The organism is Mesobacillus subterraneus (assembly GCF_020524355.2).
Taxonomy (GTDB): domain Bacteria; phylum Bacillota; class Bacilli; order Bacillales; family Cytobacillaceae; genus Mesobacillus; species Mesobacillus subterraneus_C.
In genome coordinates, this window is sequence record NZ_CP129019.1 from 3,650,374 (window position 1) to 3,671,024 (window position 20,651).

The window sequence follows — 20,651 nt, forward strand, 5'->3', positions numbered from 1 at the left end:
AAATAGTCTCATTTCCTTCATTTCTTTACATTTATTTAACAACATCGCTAGATAACCTTAAAGTTATTCCCTTAGGATTAGATTAAAGACACTTTAGGAGGGATTTGATGAAGATTGCTGTTGCTGGAACTGGGTATGTTGGACTGATTACTGGTGTTTGCCTTGCTGAGATGGGCTATGATGTCGTCTGCTCGGATATTCGTGAAGATAAGGTCCTCCTGCTTCAATCTGGATGTGCACCAATCTATGAACCTGGGATCCATTCATTGCTAAGGAGGAACCTGGATGCTGGCCGCCTCCTTTTCACAGCAGACCCTGAAATCGCCTATAAAAATGCCGACATCATTTTTATCGCGGTAGGGACTCCGGAAAATCCAGATGGTACAGCAAACCTTGATCATGTCTACGAAGCAGCCTACACCATCGGGCTTTGTATTGAAAAGGACTCGATCATTTGTACGAAAAGCACTGTACCTGTGGGCACAAACGAGCGGATCAAAGAAATCATCCAAAGTGTTAAACCCGCCCACCTTGAAGTTCAAACGGTCTCGACTCCAGAATTCCTGCGTGAAGGCAGTGCCATCTATGATTTTTTCCATGGTGACCGCATCATCATTGGCACAGATTCTGAGGAGGCAGCCAAGATCGTCGAGCAAATCTTCCTGCCGCTTAAAATCCCTCTCGTCAAAACGGATCCGAGAAGTGCTGAAATGATTAAATATGCGTCTAACGCATTTCTGGCGACAAAGATCAGTTTCATCAATGAAATTGCTGCCATTTGTGATAAAGTTGGCGCCAATATTGAAGAAGTTGCTTTCGGGATAGGAAGAGACAGGCGGATTGGCCCCCAATTCCTCCAGGCTGGCATCGGATACGGCGGATCTTGTTTTCCAAAAGACACAAAAGCGCTTGTTCAAATTGCCGGCCATGTCGAGCACCAGTTTGAACTGCTCGAAGCGGTCATTAAAGTCAATAATCGCCAGCAAATATTGGCCGTACAGAAAGCTAAGGAAATGTTCGGCTCACTTGAAGGGATGAGAGTAGCAGTTTTGGGGCTTGCCTTTAAGCCTGATACCGACGATATCCGTGAAGCCTCCTCACTCACGATCATCGAGGCATTGCTTGCGGAAGGTGCTTCTGTCATCGCCTATGACCCGGTTGCCATTCCAAATGCCAGGAAAGTTTTTGGAGAAGCTCTCGAATTTACGGCGGATATCCAAACAGCCATTTCCGGGGCTGAACTTGCGCTGATCACCACCGAATGGGATCATATCAAGTACCTCCCGCTGGAAAAATACGTGCAATTCATGAAGAATCCGGTCATTTTTGATGGGCGCAATTGTTACTCACTCATGGAGGTCAGCAACCATCCTATCACCTATATTTCAATCGGCAGGCCGCCGCTTCATCCAAAAAAAGCACAAAAGCCCGCAAGGAAGAATTCAAACATGGAAGGAAGGTACGATGAAACTTTTACTAGTATTCTACCAGACTGACCAATGGATTTTCCGGGGAATCAACCGTCATTACCATAACAGACTATTGAATGCCTTCTTCCGTAATATCACCCATGCGGGCGGTGCCAGGTTCACGATTTCAGCCATCCTTCTGATGATTTTTTTATCAGCAGGCGAACTAAGACAGACAGCTGTTGCAAGCGCCATCGCTTTAACACTCAGCCATTTGCCCGTTCATCTCATGAAAAAATGGTATCCGAGAAAGAGGCCTTATATCAGCCTTGAGAATGCCTTTTTCCCAGCAAACCCGCTCGAAGACCATTCATTTCCTTCTGGACATACGACGGCGATTTTCTCTTTGGTGCTGCCTTTTGTTATATATGCGCCAGCCTTGGCTGCTGTTTTGCTTCCTTTGGCCGTGACTGTCGCAATTTCGAGAGTCTATCTCGGTTTGCACTATCCAACTGATATTTTTGCAGGTTCCCTGCTTGGAAGTGTGGCGGGGATTCTCAGTTACTCGTTCTTTGTCTGACTTAACCCTGGTTTGCATGGGTAAACGACACAGATATTTGGATTTCGATTTTTAAGAGGAGGGAGCCTTGCATGAAAATCGCTTTTTTCACGGATACTTATTACCCAGAAATCAATGGAGTCGCCAGTACCTTGAAACGCTTCACAGACTATCTCACGGAAATGGGCCATTCCGTCAAGGTTTTCGCCCCCGATAACCCTGGTGAAGAATATGTTCCATCCCATATTCACCGGTTCAAGAGCGCAGCTTTTTTCCTGTATCCCGAATGCCGGATCGCGTTTCCGAATTATTTTACAATCAAGGAAGAACTTGAAAAGTTCGATCCTGATCTCATCCATGTTGCGACTCCGTTCAATTTAGGCATGATGGGTATGTTTTGCGCAAAAAAGTTGAATATCCCGATTGTAGGTTCCTACCATACCGATTTCGACCAGTACCTGCAATTCTATGACCTCACCTTGCTGTCGGGCCTGCTTTGGAAATATATGAACTGGTTCCACCGTCCTTTAGAGAAAATCCTGGTCCCCTCTCCGGAAACGATGCATCAATTAACAGAATATGGATTCAAAAACCTGGAACTCTGACCAAGAGGCGTTGACTGTGAACTGTTCCACCCTTTCTATGACAAGCTCGCCGTCCGGATGCGCTACTCCATTCGAAAGGAATATATCCTTTCTTACGCAGGCAGGCTGGCTCCGGAAAAAAACGCAGGAGCCTTGCTTGAGATTGCCAGGAATATGCCGTCGCAGATTGCCGAAAAAGTTCATTGGCTAATTGTCGGCGATGGACCAATGAAGGAGCAGCTGGAGAAAGAAGCTCCGGCAAACATGACTTTCACCGGCTACTTGAAAGGTCCCCAGCTTGCCGAAGTTTACTCAGCATCCGACCTGTTCATCTTCCCTTCTGCAACAGAAACATTCGGGAACGTCGTCCTCGAATCACTGGCAAGCGGCACACCGGTTGTCGGAGCGAATGCAGGAGGAGTAAAGAGCATCATCGGGGATGGAGTGACAGGCTGCCTTTGTGAACCACAAAATATCCAGCAATTCACTGAAGCCATCACCACCCTCCTAGCTTCAGACAGCAAAAGGTACCAGATGGGCTACGAAGGCAGAAACTACGCCCTCACCCAAAAATGGGGGAAAATCTTCGATGACGTCATCAGCCATTATCAGCAAGTAATCATCGCGGACCGCCAGCACTCAGCACCTATACCGGTACAAAAAGAAGCATAGGTCCCTATGCTTCTTTTTGCCCAGAAATGGGCTTGTGCTTTTCTATTAAGATTCTAGATTTCCTTTCTCTTATCTTTTATGAAGAATTAACGAAAAGCTTACAATTCTTTAACATATAAATAGTACATTTGGATTATAAACAATTCTCTTAGGATGGTACTCTATGACAGCAATGCTTTTTGAATCTCCACGAGATCGTACTTCACAGTTATTTAATGTTCACCATGCCTATCAGCCGATTTACAGTTTGCTTGATGATTGCGTTTTTGGTTATGAAAGTTTGATTCGAAATCCCGAAATCAAGAATCCTGAGGTGCTATTTTCCCTTGCCATGCAGCATGATTGTCTATTCGACCTGGATATTTTATCCATATGCAATAGCATATATTCATTTGAGCAACAGTCCAAGCATTCTTCTGCTCCCCGCCTGTCTGTCAATGTCTTTCCATCCACTCTTTTAGAACCGTCCTTTCTAATCAAATTGGATCGATTGATGAGCACTGTTTCATTGAAACCAGATCAAATCACTTTTGAATTGAATGAAGCGGAATCTGTCATGTCGCTCGACAAGCTCAAGGCAGTGACCCAGCACCTGAAATCACTGGGCTTCGCGATCGCACTCGATGACCTCGGAAAAGGTCAATCCTCTTTAAAAATTGCTTTGGAACTCGAGCCGGACATTGTGAAGCTTGATCGGTATTTTACCATCGACCTTGGCTAATCGGTGAAAAAACAAACCTTCTTAAAATGGATTTCTTCCTACTTTATTTCTGAAGGCGTGTCCGTTACGCTAGAGGGAATTGAAACAGCAGAGGAAATGTCCATCGCCAAGCAAGCAGGCATCCCATTTGGGCAGGGCTTTTATTTGGGAAGGCCAAATCCACAACTGTTGTATGCGCATTTATGAAAATGAAACGAAGGTGTCGTTATGCAAGTGACGATCGGAGAGATCGCAGAGCAAGTAATTGTCGTTACTCCTTCAACTAAATGTGAAGACGTTTATACAATTTTCAAGGAAAAACCAGCAATCGAAGGGGTTGTTGTCTGTTCGGATGACCGTCCGATCGGGCTGGTGACGAAAACAACATTCTATCAGAAACTATCAACTCAGTATGGGTTCGATCTCTTCATGAAAAGGACAATTGATCTTGTCATGATTCCTGATCCCTTGATTGTCGATCATTCCGTCCCGATTACTGAAACGAGTGCCCAGGCAATGGATCGTGCTCAGGAACATCTTTACGACTATGTCATCGTCACAAAAGAAGACCGTCTGATCGGAATCGTCAGCATCCGGAATCTACTGATGAAACTGGCTGAGGAGCAAATCAGCATTGCCCGCTATTCCAATCCGCTGACTGGCTTGCCGGGTAATTTTGAAATAAAGAATGCACTCAAGACAGCCATTGACTATGAAAAATATACCATTCTATATATAGACATCAATCTATTCAAGGCGTTCAATGATACATTTGGGTTCAAGCTTGGCGACGAAGTGATCCAATATACGGCGACAATCCTCAAAGAAACAGTGCTTCTGAGAGGCTCAACCTTTGAATCTTTCATTGGACATATCGGCGGGGATGATTTCATTGCCATTCTTCCCCATCATGAATTCAAGATCATTTGCCAGTCTCTCATAAACAGATTCGAACAGTTCACCCATCAATTTTACACCGAAGAAGAACTTGAGCAAGGATACATACATGGAATCAGCCGAATGGGTGTTCTGGAAAACATTCCGCTTGTCGGATTATCCATCGCCGTGATCCAAAACACACACAAACAGTACAATACAATAGAAGATATCAGCCTAGAAGCAGCCCGCATCAAAAAACGCTGCAAATCACTCCGCAGAAGCGTCTTCCTTACGAGCGAAAAAAAGGTTTCTGAGAGTTTTCCTCAACATTGAAAGAAGAATTAGTGACGTACCTCTTTGTATCTTTTTCAAGTAGTTGCAAATCAGAGGTACGTACCTGGTTACGTCCCTCTTCTTATTTCTTTGCTTCATACAAGACAGATACGTCCCCATGCTTTAGGTCTCGTGATCGTAGACCCGCAAATCTATCAAGTTGTGGCACATATAACCTGGTTATGTGACCGTACTCCCGCAATTCCTCCAAGTTGGGGCACATATTACCTGTTTATGTGACCGTACTCCCGCAATTCCTCCAAGTTGGGGCACATATTACCTGTTTATGTGACCGTACTCCCGCAATTCCTCCAAGTTGGGGCACATATAACCTGGTTATGTGACCGTACTCCCGCAATTCCTCCAAGTTGGGGCACATATTACCTGTTTATGTGACCGTAATCGCAATAAGCCACCAAGTTGGGGCGGATGAATTTCTGTATCTCACTATTACCGAATTACTTTTCCCATTATCTCCTCATCCTAATTCCTTTGAATTATCAGTAAAGTTTAATATGATTGAATAAGAATATATTCAATTGGAGGGTGTTACGATGGAATTAACGGTTTATTTAGTAGGCCAGATTCATGATGATTGGCGAGATCAGGTGGCAAAAAAAGCGAAGGCAATGAACTTGCCTTTGGTCTTCGTCGGACCGCAGACAGACCATGACCGCTCGGACAATATTGGCGAGGACATCCTCGGAGAGCAGCCAGGCAATGTGTATAAGGACGACGCTGCATCGGATATAAACAACTTCAGGACACAGGTTTTAATGCAAAAATCGGATATCGTCATCGCCCTGTTCGGCGAAAAATACAAACAATGGAACACGGCGATGGATGCAAGCGCAGCCATCACGATGAACAAACCAACGATTATCGTCAGGCCAGAATCCTTGATTCATCCTTTGAAAGAGCTCTCCAATAAAGCAAATGTAACGGTAGAAACCGTTGAACAGGCATTGGAAGTTATCAGCTATATTTACGAATAAGATTAGAAGCGTGGGGTAGCGTCCCTACGCTTCTGTTAATCCCCTTCCATCAAATATTGGCTATTATAAATCTCCCCACTAAACCTTTTCCATAAACTTTCGCAATCCCTCAAAGTCTCGAAATTCGGTAATCTCGACGCCTTTATCATTGAGAAGCTGAACGAGCTTGCTCTGGTGTTGTTTTACTGTTTCCATGAATTTGTCGGTAAGTTGCGGATCGTATTCTGCAACGATATCTGGCAGGCTATCCACGGAAAATCCTGTTCCTGTAAAAGCCCCGTCCAATTCGAGGGTCAGTTCAACGGCCGCAAACAAAGGTGTATAGTAATCGCCAATCTCAAAGGCATGCTCAATCTTATTGTAAGAGTTGATCAGTTCCTCATAATAACCAGTCATTTTTTCAGCTAGCGAATACGTTTCTGTCTCCCGCTCCCGTGCAATCAATTCATCTGTATTTCGGATCAGCTGCATAAAAACCTTTTTTATTTCCGTTGGGTCATTGCTGAAAAAAACAGTATCGTACAGGTTTGCGAAATCTTTCGGTACAAGCCGCATCTCCAGTATCTCTTGTTTCAGCTTTGCACGTCCGCGTTTGATGGAAGTCCGATTCAAAAGCGCAATGCCATATGTTAAGGAAAAAATGATTGTCATCGCATGGAACCTTACTTCAGCCAGCGTACCAGCATGGGCAAGATCAAAATATGTCCGCTTTGCTTCATTCACCTGTTCTTGTGCTTTACCTAAAAAGATTTTGCCATCGCTGACATCCAATGCCTTTTCCTTCAGTTGTTCGAACCTTTTCAAATCCTTTTCACTGCTATAATAAATAACTCTTCCTTCTGTAATGATGGACGTGAGCCTTTCATCATGATTGGCCATCCGTTCAAGCCTGTCCCAAGATATCGGCCAATAATCAAAGCCAATTCCATCGATGATAAAAACCTTCCCGAGCTGAACCCCCCCGCTCGGTCTTCGGTATAAAATAAAGATCCAAATCAGACCGGCTGTGCGAATCCCCGTAAATATACGACCCCATGATGACAACACAAGCTACATCATCGCGATAATCCTTCTTGATTTTTTCAATCAGGATTTCCGCCGCCTTTATGATCTCCATGTTCATTCCTCCTAGTTCAACCTTGGCTTAAATAAACTTCTGCCAGTTATAAAACCTTTTACCAAATAAGAATGCGGCAATCTCTGCGGAAATGGCCCGCAGCTTTGTTTTGTCTTGGTTATTCGTCAAAATAATAATCGTGACGTCGTCATCAATATAACGAGTGAACTCGGCTTTATGTCCTGGCAGGCCACCTGAATGCATGACCATTTTTTTATCAAAACTGATTTTATTGTCAAAAACCTGCCAGCCGTACCCATACTTTACAATCCCCAAAGGAGCGCTATCTACATAGCCTGTCTGCATTTTCACGGTTGCCTTTTCACTCAACAATGTACCGTCCTGAATCGCTCGGTGATACTTCAGCATGTCGCCGGCCGTACTGACAATATCGCCAGCACCAAACTTCAAACTGTCATCAATCGTTCGCGATGGTTTTTTCATATTTTCGTAGCCTTCAGCATATTCCGTTAATCCATCGTCCAAGAATCCGCTGCTTTTCATATCGGCTTTTTCGAAAATATGCTCTTTAATATAATTCTGATACGGTTGCCCTGTCACTTTCTCAATGATGTTAGCTAAAATCAGATAATTGGTGTTTGAGTAGGAAAACCCCTCGCCTGGCAGCTGCATCAATTCTTCCTTCTTCATCTCGGTGATTATCTGAATGGGCTCGTATGCCTGCTCGTTTTTGACCACTTTTAAAAATTCAGGGATGCCCGAGCTGTGGGTGAGTAAATGGTGGATGATGATGTCATTACCGTGAGGAAAATCTTCAATAAAATCACTTATGTACTGGTTTGTGGAGAGTTGTCCTGTTTCTTCAAGCTGGAGGATGCTGGTGGCTGTAAATGATTTCGTGATGGAGCCGATCGGAAATGCAGTCTCGATGGTGTTTAAAAGATTATATTCTTTATTTTCAAAGCCATAAGCCTTCTGGAACAAAACCGCGCCACCTTTCGCGACAAGGACCGTGCCATTCAGTTGAACCTCATCCGCCTTTTCATCAATGGTACTGGCAAGACTATTGTTCGAGGTGCTCCAGAATAAAAAAATGCAAATACCTAAAATGATCAGGCCTACAATTCTCAAAGATACCTTCATAAAGAGCCCTCCTTCCTTTCATTTTATCAACCGGAAATGGTAGATAATGTGAATTCCTTATGAACAATTTCTGTCGAAAAGGTACGGCTATTCTCTTGTAAAAGAACAAAAAGCGCAAGCGCCTCGTTCAGCCCTGACAAGCGCTGGAGGGCCGACCGGTGAAGTCGTTCTTTGACTTCACCTGAGCGGACCGAAATCGAAAAGTATAGCCGACTGTCCAGAAACGCAGAAACTGGAGACTCCGACAAAGAAGCGCTTTTTGCTTCTGCCGGCGGAGTTGAAGTTTCGGAGTTTCTAGGAGGCGACACTAGACAATTCGAAAAGCGTAGGCGACTGCCCAACTCCGACAAGCGCTGGAGGGCCTGACAGTGAAGTCGTTCTTTGACTTCATTGGCAGGACCGAAGCGTCTCGAGGAGTTAGGAGCCGCAGCTAGACAAGCGACTCGAGGGGCTAGGCGCTGAAGCTGGATTAAGAAAACTTAATGGAGTTATCCACAACTTAGGAATTTTATAAATTCCTTAACCACAAAAAAAGAAGGTCTCTCATTTTAAAAAACGAAAGATCCTTCTTAATTAAGACGGACATATGATTTTATTCTGTTACTGAGGCTGTATCTTTCATACTCACATTGACACGGGCGATCCTTCTGTCATTCATTTCGGCAACTGTGAACACTATTCCCTCATATTCAACCTCAGGCTGTTCGTTCGGACCGGGAATATATCCAAGCTGACCAAGGATAAAACCGCTTAACGTATCATATTCTGCTCTTGGGAGTTCTGCCTTGAGTCTATTCTCTACCTCATACAAATTAAGGGTGCCAGCCATGATAAAGTGGTTTTGATCTATTTGTTCGATTTCGTCGACGTCCAGTTCCGGTTCATCATACTCATCAAAAATATTGCCGACGATTTCCTCAATCAGATCCTCAATGGTCACAATCCCATCGGTCCCGCCGTATTCATCAATGACAATCGCCATATGAATATTGCTCTTCTGCATATCTCTGAACAATTGATCGAGCCTCATGGATTCCAGGACAAAGCTTGGTTCCCGCAGCATGCCTCTTAGATTATACTCATCTGGATCCAGACCATCAATGAACGGGATTAAATCCTTCGTATGAAGAATACCAATGATATGATCCATGTCTCCATTGTAAACTGGCATCCTGGTGTACTTTTCCTGATTGACAACTTTCACTATCTCTTTCAAGCTGGCATCAGCTGAAAGGGCGGCAATATTGGTCCTATGGGTCATGATATCAGAGACCGTTTTATTATCGAATTCAAAAATATTGTTGATCATAACCTTTTCTGAATCCTGTATAGTCCCTTTTTCCCTGCCGACGTCTACCATCATGCGGATTTCTTCCTCTGTCACGTGTTCGCTCTCCGCATTCGGGTCGACCCCGAACAGTCGAACAATTCCATTCGTGGATAACGTTAACAGCTTAACGAATGGAGAGGAGATTTTGGACAACACCGTCAAAGGAGCAGCCGCAAACATCGCAATCGGTTCCGCTTTCTGAAGCGCAAGCCGCTTGGGGACTAATTCTCCCAGCACGAGTGTAAAATAAGACAGCACCAGCGTAATCGTGATGACAGAAATCAATTCCAGCATCCCCTGTGAAAGCGGGACGCCCATATCGTTCAGGAATACTGCCATCCTGCCTGCAAAGCTTTCAGCTGCGAACGCACTCGCAAGGAATCCCGCCAGAGTAATGCCAATCTGGATGGTCGCCAAAAACCTGCTTGGTTCCGCGGTTAAATTATGAAGCATTTTCGCTTTTTTATTTCCGCTGGCTGCCATCAATTTTATTTTATTATCATTCAACGAAATTAACGCAATCTCTGATGCAGCAAAAAAAGCATTCAATACAATTAAAACCAATAACACCACTATCTCTATTCCCAAAAGGGATCAACCTCCAAATTCTTCGTTACTTTGATTGTATCAAAGATTTCCAAACCATAGCCAATGGGAGCATCCCGACATCAACAAGAAATACTCCAAGTAACCAATTCATTCCTTTTGGTAAAAGAAAGCCGATGTTTTTTATGATCCTCTATTGAATAAATGACTTACTTATTGCACATCCATCGTATGTTTTTCCGCAGTCTGTGCTTGTTCTTTTTCCTTCGACATGAACCAGCCAGCTGCTGCAATGCCGACGAGCACTGTGTAGAAGAACAGTTTCCATTCTACAGAATGGGCAAATTCGTAGGAGATGATTCCAATATCCTTATGCCCCAATGTGAGCACAGCCAGCTTGACTCCTACCCAGCCCACAATCGCAAAAGCGGCGATTTCGAGACCTGGCCTTGATTGAAGTAATTTCACAAACAGGTTGGCAGCAAAACGCATGATGATCAAACCAATTAATCCGCCGGCAAAAATGACCAGGAACTTGCCGCCATCCATCCCGCCGATTTCCGGAAGGTTTGTGTTCGGCAGAGTCATTGCAAGTGCCACAGCTGCCAGAATCGAGTCAACCGCAAAAGCGATATCTGCCAACTCTACCTTGAAAACAGTTGCCCAGAAACCAGACTTCCTTTTCTCTGCAGTGTTATTTTCGTCTTCGACCTTTTTAAAATAGAGCTTCCTGACGATATGATTAATTGCAATGAACAGCAGATATAATGCTCCGATTGCCTGGACCTGCCAGACATCGACCAAGAAAGAAATGATGAATAGTGAAGCAAAGCGAAAAACAAATGCGCCTGCCAAACCATAAAAGAGTGCCTTTTTCCGCTCTTCCTCCGGGAGATGCTTTACCATAATCGCCAATACCAATGCATTATCAGCTGCGAGCAACCCTTCAAGAGCAATTAATAGCAGCAATACCCAACCGTATTCAAATAAAATCGACAGTTCCAATCACTATTCCCCCTTTAAAATTAAGATGCGTTTCCGTTTTCAGCTCCCATGCGTCTTGCTTCAATCCGCTCGTCGATTTTTTCAAGCAGCTTCTGATTCTCCAAAAGCTCACGCCTGTTCTCTTTCAGCAATTCCTCAAAAGACACCTTTTTCTTTTTCAATTGATCAGCTCCTTTTCAATCGTTTGATATTATTGAAAGTCCCAATTCGTCTGCGGCGGGTCTGAATATATAAAAAGACCTTTACCAGACATGGTAAAGGTCTTTAAAAACATAAAAAGACCTTTACCAAAAAGGTAAAGGTCTTGCTAACAACGTCAGGCGTTGCCAACAAAGCCGGGAGATACGTGACCTCCGAAATGACGACTTTGTTGTAAAAGCTACTCCCCTTTAGGAGAACTATTCAAATAATTAAATACAATATAATTCATTCCTGGCCATTCTGTCAACAAGCAATGTAAAAGAACGATATGCTGCTTTTCATTCTCGGCTCTGCTAATTCGAGCCTCTGTGTTAAAATCAAAATAAACTCTATCCGGGGGTTAGGATGCAAACCACACCAGCAGTAAAAAAGCCTTTATTATATAAAATCGGTATGTTTCTTATTATTTCATCCTTCATAATATGGGTGACACCACTTGGCATTCCTTTTCTTCCGCTATCCAGCAAGACGAAGGTCATCAGTATCACAAGCTTCCTGGTACTTGCTGAAGTTACCTTCTGGCTTGGAGCAATTATGGTCGGAAAGGAAGTGGCAGGTAAAATCAGAAAGTACTTTAACCCTAAAAATTGGAGAAAAAAAGAAAAACATGAGAACGAAAATGAAGCATAGGGCTTCATTTAGTTACAAGGGCAAATTTTCCCTACTTTGATTCAATTTTAATAGAGCACGGGAGGATCATCCCTGTTACTAGCTACTCGTTCTATTCTTTATTTTTCTGGTAATCCTACGAAACAGCATTTTAAATCCTTTCATTTTTGTCATATTTTACAACATTTTAATAATATTAAGTGTTACCCTTAAGTAGATAAAGTTAGGGGGAAATTGATATGAATAACTTGGAGACATCCCTTCAAGAGCTTTCGTCCAAGATTGATTTTTCAGGAACGGTCATGTTTCAGAATGGGGACGGCCTTGTTGAAACGGCAAGCTTTGGCTATGCCAATCGGTCTGACCGATTAAAAAACAACCAGGAAACTCGTTTCGGAATCGCTTCTGGCTGTAAGCTTTTCACGGCGATCGCCATTTGTCAGCTGGTGGAGGAAGAGAGGCTAACCTTTGATACAAGATTGAAAGATTGTCTCGATATAGAGTTTCCTAATTTCAGTGAAGAAATCACCATCCATCATTTGCTGACGCATACTTCCGGGATTCCTGATTACTTTGACGAGGATGTCATGAATGATTTTGAAGAGTTATGGATGCAGAGTCCCATGTATCATATCAGGAGTGCTCAGGATTTCCTCCCAATGTTCCAGAATGAACAGATGAAATCCACTCCGGGGGAATCGGTTCACTACAATAACGCAGGCTACATTGTGCTTGGACTGATTGTGGAGCAAGCCTCAGGGATGGAATTCACTGAATATGTTCAGAAAAATATCTTTGAAGTAGCGGGAATGAGTGACTCTGGCTACTTCTCCTTTGACGCCCTGCCATCAAACACCGCTTTAGGCTATATCGACCTGCCTGAAGGGAGCTGGAAAACCAACATCTACTCCTTGCCGGTAAAAGGCGGTTCGGACGGAGGCGCGTACGTTACCGTTGAGGACATGACCAAACTGTGGAAGGCGCTTTTTGGTCGACTTTTGTTAAATGAGGAGATCTTGAACAAACTATTCACTCCCCATGCGCAAGAGGATGAAGAAAATTATTTCGGATACGGAATCTGGATTAAAAAGCAGGATCAGCAAATTTACAAATACCATGTCATGGGCTATGACCCAGGAGTCAGCTTTCACTCTGCCTATTATCCAGCTTCCCAAACAATAGCGGTCGTTTGCTCCAATAAATCAAGTGGGGCGTACGATATCATGAAGGCCATTGAAGGTCGTTTGTAAGAAAGAGCAGGGACGATTCCTCTAATGGAACCGTCCCTGTGTCATTCACTAATCAGTGACTTTATAGCGTACGTGCATATATCCTACTATGACCCGCGTCTCAATCTCTTTCTTTTGCTCGCTGTGTATCTCTAATATTCTTCTGAACGGTTATCGCTGCAAAGATACTAAGTATAAAGGACATACCATAGAAGCCCTTTTCACTTAAGATAATACTTCCGGCATTGTATAGACCGATCGCCATCAATGAAATAGATACGATGAGCGCAAACCAACTGATTCCGTAATAAATATTCGTAACCGGTACGTCTTCCTCCCTGTCTCTCACTGCTTTTTGCAGAGATACCGCTGCATAGAGACCGAATACCAATACGGCAAAATAATAGCCTTTTTCATTCAGTTCCATCGCTGCGTTGAACAAACCAATCAGATAAGCGGAAACACCAACTATAAGAGCTCCCCATGAAGCTCCCTTGAATGCTGCAGTAGGTTCCCCTTCTTTCCTTTCCACTTTCACTTTTGGCTTTCTTTCTAAAGCTTTATCCAATGACACCTCATGCTCATTAGACATCATCTCTCTCCTCCATATTTAACGAATAGATCAAGCACCATGAATTTGCAGTGCTTATACCTAAATACATTATATAGAACTTGTTTACAAATAATAGATAAAATTGTTAATTTTTTTAAAAAATGGTTCTGTTAAACTAGACTGTTGATTTTCGTCCCAGGCGCTTCGCTTTCCGCGGGCAGTAGGGGAGACTCCTCGGCGCAAGCGCCTGCGGGGTCTCCCCATGACTTGCTCATCCCGCAGGACATTGAGAAGCTCCCTCGAATTTGCCCACGCACGATGAAAATGCGTTAGCATTTTCGGAGGAGTCTACGCGCCTTCTACTACAATCAACAGGGCTTTAAAACAACATTGGACTTTAACAAAGCCAAAAAAATAAATCCAAAGGAGGATTACTATGCCGAAGGATTCCAAAGTCAAAAGGAAATAATGATTCTGTTATGCAACACGGTTATTCGGGGACAGATGCAGAAAAAGTAAAACAACAAATCCAAAAAGATGTGGCTGCTGGGCAAGGTCCAATGACTACCAGATAGGCCGGCTCCATGCGCGATTAATAAACCACTTTGAGTGTTTTTTTCTTTAGCTGAATTATCGCAGGACGATGACCTCTCCCGTGTCCGGGTTCACCATGACCCGCTGCTCTGCATCCTTTGTTTTAACATTAAAGGAATAAAATTGTGAATATGCGAAGGGATGAAATCCGGGATCCATCACAGGTATGACCTGCTTTTTTTCGTTTATAATTTCATATTTCTCCTCGACGATTTCCTTCGCCTGGTTATAGGTGAATCGAGGAATAGAGAAATATAGAATCGTTAAAAACAGTATTAAAAAGATCCAATATGGCACTCTCCTTTTCCCCTTTACATCCTCTTTAAAATAAAGGGCATGTGTGACGAGAAGAATAATTGGCAGCGTCGATGGCTAAACACCAACATACACCGTTTGGTCCACAACCATAATAACCAGAAAAATCACCAAAGAAATGCCCCAGCCTAAAAAAGATTTATCTACCTTCTTCAACATCCTCTGTCCCCTTAATCCGTAGTGCATCCTATATAAGACCAATAGTTATAACATTAATTTCGACTCTATTAATAAAAAACCTTCTTTTCAGTAGCTGTATGCCAATATATGATTCTATAAAGAAAAGGAAGCAAAGGATACGTCCTATGCTCCCTAAGTTTCTTATACTTCCGTTTTCTTTGAAGTGATGGTGATGCTTCCTTTTGACAGTTTGACTGTTATATCGGACGAACTTGCAATGTTTTGATCATGGGTTACTACGATGACACATTTTCCTTCATTATGCGCTAATTCCTTTAGCAGATTCACGATTTCCCGCGCTGTGTTTTCATCTAGATTGCCGGTTGGTTCATCTGCTACGATCAAGTCTGTGTCGCAGCAAAGGGCTCGGGCGATGGAAACCCGCTGTTGCTGGACCCCGCTTAAGGTTAAAACCTTCTGATGCGCTTGCTGTGCCGATATTCCCACCCGTTCAAGCATACTCAAGGCAAATTCCTTTTTATTTTTATGTTTGGCTCCGGTAATCTCCATTGCGGTCGTCACATTTTGCAAAGCGGTCATATAAGGCAACAGATTGTATGATTGAAAGACGATGGAGACATACTTGTTGCGGAATTTGGTGAGTCCGATTTTTTTAATATCCTTTCCTTCATACAATACAGCACCTTCCTTTTGAACATCCAAAGCGCTAGCAACGGCGAGGAATGTCGTCTTGCCAGAACCTGATGGACCGGTAATCGTGTAAAAAGTCCCCCTGTTAAAGCCGACATCAATATTTTTAAGGATTTCCTGCTTCTTATTTTCGTGTTTATACCAATAGCTGATATTTTGAAATTCCAATAATGCGCTCATTTTTTAGTCCCTCCTCAAATAGTTAATCCTGTCTGCTCAAGATTGTTTTTGGCTGCAGACGCAGGACCGTTAACGATGGCAGTACCGCAGAAATAATCGCAATCAGCATGCCAATCAATGCCAGCAAGGTCAAGTCATCCGCTGTCACACTGACATCGAGTTCCTCAATCGTTTCTGCTTGAACTGTTTGTCCATTTGGCATGCCCGGAATACCGCCACTAAAACCGTTGCCGCGGCCCCGGAATGATTCTGGTGCAGTGGCTTGCTCAGCTGACTGCAACTCTTGTTTTAAAAGCTGTTCACTTACCTGTTTGGCAACCTCATTTCCGCTGACAGTGGCAATCCCGAGGGAAATGGCCGCAACAAGAAGGATTTCAACGATAAACTGTCCAGCAAGCTTCCAGCGCCGTTCTCCAATCGCCAACAGAACACCCATCTCATATTTCCGTTCGCGGATTGACATCATGACGATCAAGCCCAAAATAATTGCACCCGCTATCGAGACTAGATAAACGATATTATTCGAAAAGCTTGCGACATTCTCTATTGGACCGACCATTTGCTGATAAAGCTGGTCATCCGCCTCGAGTTTAAAAGTTTCAAAATCTATGCTGCTTTTTTCCCTCGCCTGAGCTACAAAGCTTTCCATGTCGGCTGGATTGTCAATATAATAAATCGCGCTGTCAATCGTTCCCTCGTACTCACTGCCTTTTAGTGCTGCAGATGCTGTAAACGGAACGTACAGCTTGTTATAAGGAATCATGGCGGTGATATCCATTCCTTGGTCAGCACCAATGGATGACGTTTTATAGATACCTTTGATTTGGAGCTCCATGACGGCCGATTCATCCCTTGGATTGGTGATGGAAATGGTGTCGCCTACCTTCAATTGATTTTCTTCAGCAAGAGTTTGTTCAATGAGGGTGACATTTTTCCCATGATCCTCTTCTGAAATATGTTCTCCATCAACTATAGAGGCCGTGCCATCCATGAATTCTGCCGTAGAATCGGTGAAGGTCACACCTTGAAGGCTGATGTCGCCTTGAGCCTTCCCTCCAGACATCCTTCCTCCACCACCTGCGGCTGCGGAGTCGGTGCTATTTTCGGTTGTTTCAGTCTCTTCGTTTGTAATGGGTTCAAAATTGGATGCTAAAGCTGTGGTTGAAGAGTAGAAGTTATAGCCTTTAATTTGTTCGTATGAGGTCAGTTCTTCTGCTGTTCCTACCGGAATCGGAGTGGGCTGGAATCTACGGCGTTCACCGGTTGATTGCTGGGCCTGCATCTTCTCGCGCATTTTTTCCATATCGACCTGCAGCGTGACATCCGCTCCAAGCTTTTGTCGCGCAAGTTCGCTCGATTTCTTAGCTGCAGTCTGGATTGACAGACCTGCCAGGACAAGAACGCAAATCACTGAAAACACAAAAACCTGGAGCAGACTTTTCCCTTTCCTCGCTTTCACACTTAAAAATGATCGTTTAATAAAATTCATGGTTTCTCTCCTTTGGGCAAATTGGGTACAAGCAAAAGATTAACCTCAAGTTATGACCAAATTATTAACAAACTATTACCTAGCCTGAAACAAAAACGGAAATTTTTTTTCATGAGATAGAATGTAAATACCGGCCTTCTTTTAAAAGAGCGTAAAAAGGAATTGGCGAAGTACAATGATATGGGGAGAGGATTCTTAGTTTTTAGAATGCAATTCAATTGGAATAGTGAGGAATGTCTGATGAACCATTATGTAGCAGTATTATATGAGGAAGCGTTGCAGCACCGGAATAGCGAGGAAGCAGTTAGGCTAGCTAATTACATGCGGAACCAATTTGAATTTATTGGCTTGAGGGCACCGCAGATGAAGGAAGTTTTCAAGCAGCATGTGAAGACCTATGGCCTGCCTGCAAAGGAAGATTTACAGATGATCATTACTTCCCTCTGGGAGCTGGAAGAACGGGAAATGCAGACTAGCGGGCTTTATTTGTTAGACTTAATGAAGAAACAGTTCACAGAGGATGATCTACAGCTTCTGGAACACATCATCACGACCAAGCCCTGGTGGGACACCATCGATCATATAGCGAAAAAGCACTTTGGCTACTATCTCGAAAGATTCCCGGAGCACAGGCAGCAAATTATCGACAGATGGATCGCCTCGGATAACATCTGGCTGATCCGCTCCTGTATTTTATTCCAGTTAGGTTATAAAGAAAGAACGGATGTGGCCATGCTCGAGGATATTATTTCAAGAAACTGCCATACTGACGAGTTTTTTATCAACAAAGCAATCGGCTGGGCATTAAGAGAATATGCCAAGCAAAATCCAGAGAAAGTCCTTGAGATTACGGACAAACTTCCTCTTTCAAACTTAAGCCGAAGAGAAGCCTTGAAGCATATAGGCAAGAAGTGAAGACAGATTAAAGGAGCACAGGACATTTTATCCCTATGCTCCTTTAACTTTTCTATATAAAACGATCACCACTTGGCAAAACAATGTTACTCCAATAAAGGTAAAAAGGAAGAATAACGGAGAACTCGTCATGCCGAATGCCACCTCATTCTGAAGCGTACCAACACTTTCCCATGAACCTTCGATATCTGGTGTATAATTCATCGTTTTCATGTAGCCGATCAGCAGAATGCCAACAAAATAGATTACATGAATGGCAATCGAACCAATTGCTGCTTGAATAAATAGCTTCATATTTTGGCCTCCCTGTAAAAAAAGGAACATTTTTTTTTTGATAAAAGCTAGCTGTCCATTACCGCGTATCAATCCAGCGAAATCTTCACCACATCATCCAAGTATTTCATTGAGCTATACCCGTAAAGATCCAGTCTTTTAGGGATGACTTTGTTTCCATCTAACATCAAGGTCTCCACAGTAACAAAATGGCGTGGCTGTTCAATCTTATCATAATTGAATGTGGGTGATTTCATATCGTATTGAACCCCATTCTTATCCACGATCACTCCCTCTTGGTCCATCCCCATGGAAATTGGTTCATACTCATCTTCACCGACAACATTAAGGTGCAGTGTTTCGAATGCCCGGTTTTCAACTTCATGATTGCTGATGACAACGATTGTGGGCTGGCCAACTTCTACTTTATCAATGCTGATGGTACTTCCTGCATATTCAAACGTCTGAGGAAATGACTGGTTTAGATCGAGTTCGATACTTTTTTTTGTCATCGAATGAAAAATAGGCTGATTCGAACTGAACAGTAATGTCTTTCGGTTCTTCTTCAAATAACGGATCATAATACATTTGGTATTTATGCCAATTGGCTTCAGGCTGTAAATAGTTAAAACCGCCAAAATGGTCCGGTTTCATTTTTACATTGTTCACTTCTAAATGGCCAAATTGAATCCGATCGATTCTCTTTTCGATCTCTCCCATAGGAAGCCCATATTCCAAAAGCGTCGCTGTTGGCGCCACAATCAATTTATCCAGGAGAATGGGGACGCCTTCAATTTTAGCTTGTTCATTTAATTCATATATGACGGAAGGTTGCTTAGTTACCGGGACTTCAAATTTCCAATCACCTGTCTTCAAGCCATTGCTCCTATAACCAAAACCCCAACTTGCCTCCTGCCCATCAAGAGCCAGCTCCTGAAGCCTTGTAATATTCAGTTTAAGAACACCGCTATTTTCCTCGATCGGACGCAACCCAATCACTCCGTAATACACATTCTTTTCCTTTTTGTTCATCTTCGCTTTTAGGTCTGGAGGATAATAACGTGGATATGTTTCGTGTTTCATGAGGTCATTCTCGTTTTCTATAAAAACACCGTCTTCCAAAAACATGACATATTGTTTATCCTCATTTGTATCTTCGATTTCATAGAAAACTAGCGTCTGATAATCATCCGCAACCACGCCCCTGATTTTGATGTTCACACCATAGCTTTCCGCTTCGAGGTTCAGCCTTTGTCCCAGGTCATTTTGCAGGAAGGTGCGTAATTGCTCATCCTCTTCGGTCCAAGCATAATAGACATTGGCAAAAACACCAGTAAAGAAACCGAGGCCGATCACAAAAGCAAAAACACTTGCGAAAATAAGGGCCATTCTCTTAATCTTTTTCCTCTTTTTCTGCCAGGCTCTCTCCTTTTCTGTCAGCCGCTCTTTAATGTTCTCGATAAGATGCTCATGCACTGGCAAATCACTCATCCACTCCGCATGATTCAGCATAAATGTGACATCCTGAAAGGCAGCCAAATCCTCCTGACATTCCCGGCAATTGTAGATATGCATCTCGAACTCTATTTTTTTCGGCCGTTCCATCGTTTTTTGTAAATAATCAATATAGCTATTCTGAAATTCGTTACAGCCGTTATAATTCGCACCGTCGAGTTGTTTTCTTACCGACATTACTCCAGAAAACAAAAACTCCTTCAACTTCCCCACAGAAACTCGCAGAATATGTGCAGCGTCCTCTTGGGAAAAACCTGCTCCATATGTAAGGATCATCGCTTCCTTTTCATTATCCTCAAGTTGATTGAGTGCTTTAAATAAATTTTTATGTGGTGTCATTTCCTCCTGCGCTTGTCTACCTTTTTCCTGAGAAAGCTCCCTGCAATTGTCGATGAAAACCGAGGTAACCCATAATTCGAATGAGGTATCCCTTTTATAATGAGACAATTCCTTATGCACTTTTATAATCGACCGGTAAAATAACTCTTCCATTTGCTGCTGGTTGTGAAGATAAAACCAACCCAGTGCATAAAAGGATTGCTTATGCCGATCAAACCAGTCAACGACAGAATCGATCCCTTTTTCCTGTATAGTGACCATCGTAATAGATTCCATTTCTGGGACCATAATTGTTCCCCCCTGTGGACACGTCATCTCTACTACTATTTTACATTTAATTCCCTATTATGCTAGATGTCTTTTAGCTTTTTGGAG

The 20,651-nt window shown here is 43.1% G+C and carries 21 protein-coding genes and 2 pseudogenes; 10 read left to right on the forward strand and 13 right to left on the reverse strand.

The window, feature by feature from the left end; genetic code table 11:
• The first annotated feature begins 107 nt into the window (after positions 1-107).
• The 6 genes and pseudogenes from LC048_RS18995 (at position 108) to LC048_RS19020 (ending at position 6,131) form a co-directional block, all read left to right on the forward strand.
• Positions 108-1,496, forward strand: coding sequence for a UDP-glucose dehydrogenase family protein (locus LC048_RS18995; protein ID WP_226607679.1), 1,389 nt, complete (start codon positions 108-110; stop codon positions 1,494-1,496).
• On the forward strand, positions 1,465-1,989 hold the full coding sequence (locus LC048_RS19000) for a phosphatase PAP2 family protein (protein ID WP_226607681.1): 525 nt from the start codon (positions 1,465-1,467) through the stop codon (positions 1,987-1,989). Before LC048_RS18995 ends, LC048_RS19000 begins: the two co-directional genes overlap by 32 nt.
• 71 nt (positions 1,990-2,060) lie before the next feature.
• Positions 2,061-3,224: pseudogene (locus LC048_RS19005) on the forward strand (glycosyltransferase family 4 protein).
• A 172-nt stretch (positions 3,225-3,396) separates the two neighbouring features.
• A pseudogene (locus LC048_RS19010) lies at positions 3,397-4,131 on the forward strand (EAL domain-containing protein).
• 21 nt (positions 4,132-4,152) lie between these two features.
• Complete coding sequence (locus LC048_RS19015; protein ID WP_226607685.1) at positions 4,153-5,136, forward strand: GGDEF domain-containing protein; 984 nt, start codon at positions 4,153-4,155, stop codon at positions 5,134-5,136.
• A gap of 554 nt (positions 5,137-5,690) precedes the next feature.
• Positions 5,691-6,131 carry a YtoQ family protein gene (locus LC048_RS19020; protein ID WP_306048469.1) on the forward strand — a complete coding sequence of 147 codons (441 nt, stop codon included), beginning with the start codon at positions 5,691-5,693 and terminating at the stop codon, positions 6,129-6,131.
• A 78-nt stretch (positions 6,132-6,209) separates the two neighbouring features.
• Here LC048_RS19020 and LC048_RS19025 read toward each other — a convergent pair whose 3' ends face one another.
• From LC048_RS19025 to LC048_RS19035, 3 genes are read right to left on the reverse strand one after another with little or no spacing between them, the layout of a single operon-like run.
• Positions 6,210-7,010 carry a hypothetical protein gene (locus LC048_RS19025; RefSeq protein ID WP_306048471.1) on the reverse strand — a complete coding sequence of 267 codons (801 nt, stop codon included), beginning with the start codon at positions 7,008-7,010 and terminating at the stop codon, positions 6,210-6,212.
• 34 nt (positions 7,011-7,044) lie between these two features.
• Positions 7,045-7,248 (reverse strand): hypothetical protein, encoded by a 204-nt coding sequence (locus LC048_RS19030; protein WP_306048473.1) that lies wholly within the window; start codon positions 7,246-7,248, stop codon positions 7,045-7,047.
• 27 nt (positions 7,249-7,275) lie between these two features.
• Positions 7,276-8,352, reverse strand: coding sequence for a serine hydrolase domain-containing protein (locus tag LC048_RS19035; protein WP_226607691.1), 1,077 nt, complete (start codon positions 8,350-8,352; stop codon positions 7,276-7,278).
• Between the two features lie 171 nt (positions 8,353-8,523).
• Between LC048_RS19035 and LC048_RS19040 the strand changes: the two genes are divergently transcribed.
• The gene (locus LC048_RS19040; RefSeq protein ID WP_226607693.1) at positions 8,524-8,718 is read left to right on the forward strand and encodes a hypothetical protein; all 195 of its coding nucleotides are present in this window, start codon (positions 8,524-8,526) and stop codon (positions 8,716-8,718) included.
• A gap of 226 nt (positions 8,719-8,944) precedes the next feature.
• On the opposite strand, the gene LC048_RS19045 is transcribed toward LC048_RS19040, so the two are convergent.
• From LC048_RS19045 to LC048_RS19055, 3 genes are all read right to left on the reverse strand, one after another.
• Positions 8,945-10,270, reverse strand: coding sequence for a hemolysin family protein (locus tag LC048_RS19045; protein ID WP_226607695.1), 1,326 nt, complete (start codon positions 10,268-10,270; stop codon positions 8,945-8,947).
• 171 nt (positions 10,271-10,441) lie between these two features.
• A complete protein-coding gene (locus LC048_RS19050) occupies positions 10,442-11,233 on the reverse strand; it encodes a TerC family protein (RefSeq protein WP_226607698.1) in 792 nt (263 codons plus the stop codon).
• Between the two features lie 20 nt (positions 11,234-11,253).
• A complete protein-coding gene (locus tag LC048_RS19055) occupies positions 11,254-11,394 on the reverse strand; it encodes an FbpB family small basic protein (protein ID WP_226607700.1) in 141 nt (46 codons plus the stop codon).
• Between the two features lie 385 nt (positions 11,395-11,779).
• On the opposite strand from LC048_RS19055, the gene LC048_RS19060 reads away from it, so the two are divergent.
• Together LC048_RS19060 and LC048_RS19065 are read left to right on the forward strand one after the other, a co-directional pair.
• Complete coding sequence (locus LC048_RS19060) at positions 11,780-12,064, forward strand: transporter suffix domain-containing protein (protein ID WP_226607702.1); 285 nt, start codon at positions 11,780-11,782, stop codon at positions 12,062-12,064.
• Positions 12,065-12,282: 218 nt separating this feature from the next.
• Positions 12,283-13,293 (forward strand): serine hydrolase domain-containing protein, encoded by a 1,011-nt coding sequence (locus LC048_RS19065; protein WP_306048478.1) that lies wholly within the window; start codon positions 12,283-12,285, stop codon positions 13,291-13,293.
• A gap of 100 nt (positions 13,294-13,393) precedes the next feature.
• Here the strand turns inward: LC048_RS19065 and yiaA are convergent, their stop codons facing one another.
• From yiaA to LC048_RS19085, 4 genes are all read right to left on the reverse strand, one after another.
• Complete coding sequence (gene yiaA / locus LC048_RS19070; RefSeq protein ID WP_226607739.1) at positions 13,394-13,864, reverse strand: inner membrane protein YiaA; 471 nt, start codon at positions 13,862-13,864, stop codon at positions 13,394-13,396.
• 591 nt (positions 13,865-14,455) lie between these two features.
• The gene (locus LC048_RS19075) at positions 14,456-14,716 is read right to left on the reverse strand and encodes a hypothetical protein (RefSeq protein WP_306048480.1); all 261 of its coding nucleotides are present in this window, start codon (positions 14,714-14,716) and stop codon (positions 14,456-14,458) included.
• Between the two features lie 339 nt (positions 14,717-15,055).
• Positions 15,056-15,745: an ABC transporter ATP-binding protein gene (locus LC048_RS19080; RefSeq protein ID WP_306048482.1), complete on the reverse strand. Its 690-nt coding sequence runs from the start codon at positions 15,743-15,745 to the stop codon at positions 15,056-15,058.
• 22 nt (positions 15,746-15,767) lie between these two features.
• Positions 15,768-17,234 (reverse strand): ABC transporter permease, encoded by a 1,467-nt coding sequence (locus LC048_RS19085; protein WP_226607710.1) that lies wholly within the window; start codon positions 17,232-17,234, stop codon positions 15,768-15,770.
• Between the two features lie 240 nt (positions 17,235-17,474).
• Between LC048_RS19085 and LC048_RS19090 the strand changes: the two genes are divergently transcribed.
• Positions 17,475-18,149 (forward strand): DNA alkylation repair protein, encoded by a 675-nt coding sequence (locus tag LC048_RS19090; RefSeq protein ID WP_226607713.1) that lies wholly within the window; start codon positions 17,475-17,477, stop codon positions 18,147-18,149.
• A 33-nt stretch (positions 18,150-18,182) separates the two neighbouring features.
• Here LC048_RS19090 and LC048_RS19095 read toward each other — a convergent pair whose 3' ends face one another.
• The 3 genes from LC048_RS19095 to LC048_RS19105 all read right to left on the reverse strand — a co-directional run bounded on the left by LC048_RS19095 (position 18,183) and on the right by LC048_RS19105 (position 20,564).
• Entirely contained in the window at positions 18,183-18,443 is a 261-nt protein-coding gene (locus LC048_RS19095; protein WP_226607715.1) for a hypothetical protein, read from the reverse strand.
• Between the two features lie 68 nt (positions 18,444-18,511).
• Complete coding sequence (locus LC048_RS19100) at positions 18,512-18,934, reverse strand: hypothetical protein (RefSeq protein ID WP_306048486.1); 423 nt, start codon at positions 18,932-18,934, stop codon at positions 18,512-18,514.
• Positions 18,879-20,564, reverse strand: coding sequence for a DUF4179 domain-containing protein (locus tag LC048_RS19105; protein WP_306048488.1), 1,686 nt, complete (start codon positions 20,562-20,564; stop codon positions 18,879-18,881). Before LC048_RS19105 ends, LC048_RS19100 begins: the two co-directional genes overlap by 56 nt.
• Positions 20,565-20,651 lie beyond the last annotated feature (87 nt).

Coding starts and splice junctions, on each gene's coding strand:
- LC048_RS18995 (WP_226607679.1), top strand. CDS start 108: ATGAAGATTGCTGTTGCTGGAACTGGGTATGTTGGACTGATTACTGGT.
- LC048_RS19000 (WP_226607681.1), top strand. CDS start 1,465: ATGAAACTTTTACTAGTATTCTACCAGACTGACCAATGGATTTTCCGG.
- LC048_RS19015 (WP_226607685.1), top strand. CDS start 4,153: ATGCAAGTGACGATCGGAGAGATCGCAGAGCAAGTAATTGTCGTTACT.
- LC048_RS19020 (WP_306048469.1), top strand. CDS start 5,691: ATGGAATTAACGGTTTATTTAGTAGGCCAGATTCATGATGATTGGCGA.
- LC048_RS19025 (WP_306048471.1), bottom strand. CDS start 7,010: ATGGCCAATCATGATGAAAGGCTCACGTCCATCATTACAGAAGGAAGA.
- LC048_RS19030 (WP_306048473.1), bottom strand. CDS start 7,248: ATGGAGATCATAAAGGCGGCGGAAATCCTGATTGAAAAAATCAAGAAG.
- LC048_RS19035 (WP_226607691.1), bottom strand. CDS start 8,352: ATGAAGGTATCTTTGAGAATTGTAGGCCTGATCATTTTAGGTATTTGC.
- LC048_RS19060 (WP_226607702.1), top strand. CDS start 11,780: ATGCAAACCACACCAGCAGTAAAAAAGCCTTTATTATATAAAATCGGT.
- LC048_RS19065 (WP_306048478.1), top strand. CDS start 12,283: ATGAATAACTTGGAGACATCCCTTCAAGAGCTTTCGTCCAAGATTGAT.
- yiaA (WP_226607739.1), bottom strand. CDS start 13,864: ATGTCTAATGAGCATGAGGTGTCATTGGATAAAGCTTTAGAAAGAAAG.
- LC048_RS19080 (WP_306048482.1), bottom strand. CDS start 15,745: ATGAGCGCATTATTGGAATTTCAAAATATCAGCTATTGGTATAAACAC.
- LC048_RS19085 (WP_226607710.1), bottom strand. CDS start 17,234: ATGAATTTTATTAAACGATCATTTTTAAGTGTGAAAGCGAGGAAAGGG.
- LC048_RS19090 (WP_226607713.1), top strand. CDS start 17,475: ATGAACCATTATGTAGCAGTATTATATGAGGAAGCGTTGCAGCACCGG.
- LC048_RS19095 (WP_226607715.1), bottom strand. CDS start 18,443: ATGAAGCTATTTATTCAAGCAGCAATTGGTTCGATTGCCATTCATGTA.
- LC048_RS19100 (WP_306048486.1), bottom strand. CDS start 18,934: ATGACAAAAAAAAGTATCGAACTCGATCTAAACCAGTCATTTCCTCAG.
- LC048_RS19105 (WP_306048488.1), bottom strand. CDS start 20,564: ATGGTCCCAGAAATGGAATCTATTACGATGGTCACTATACAGGAAAAA.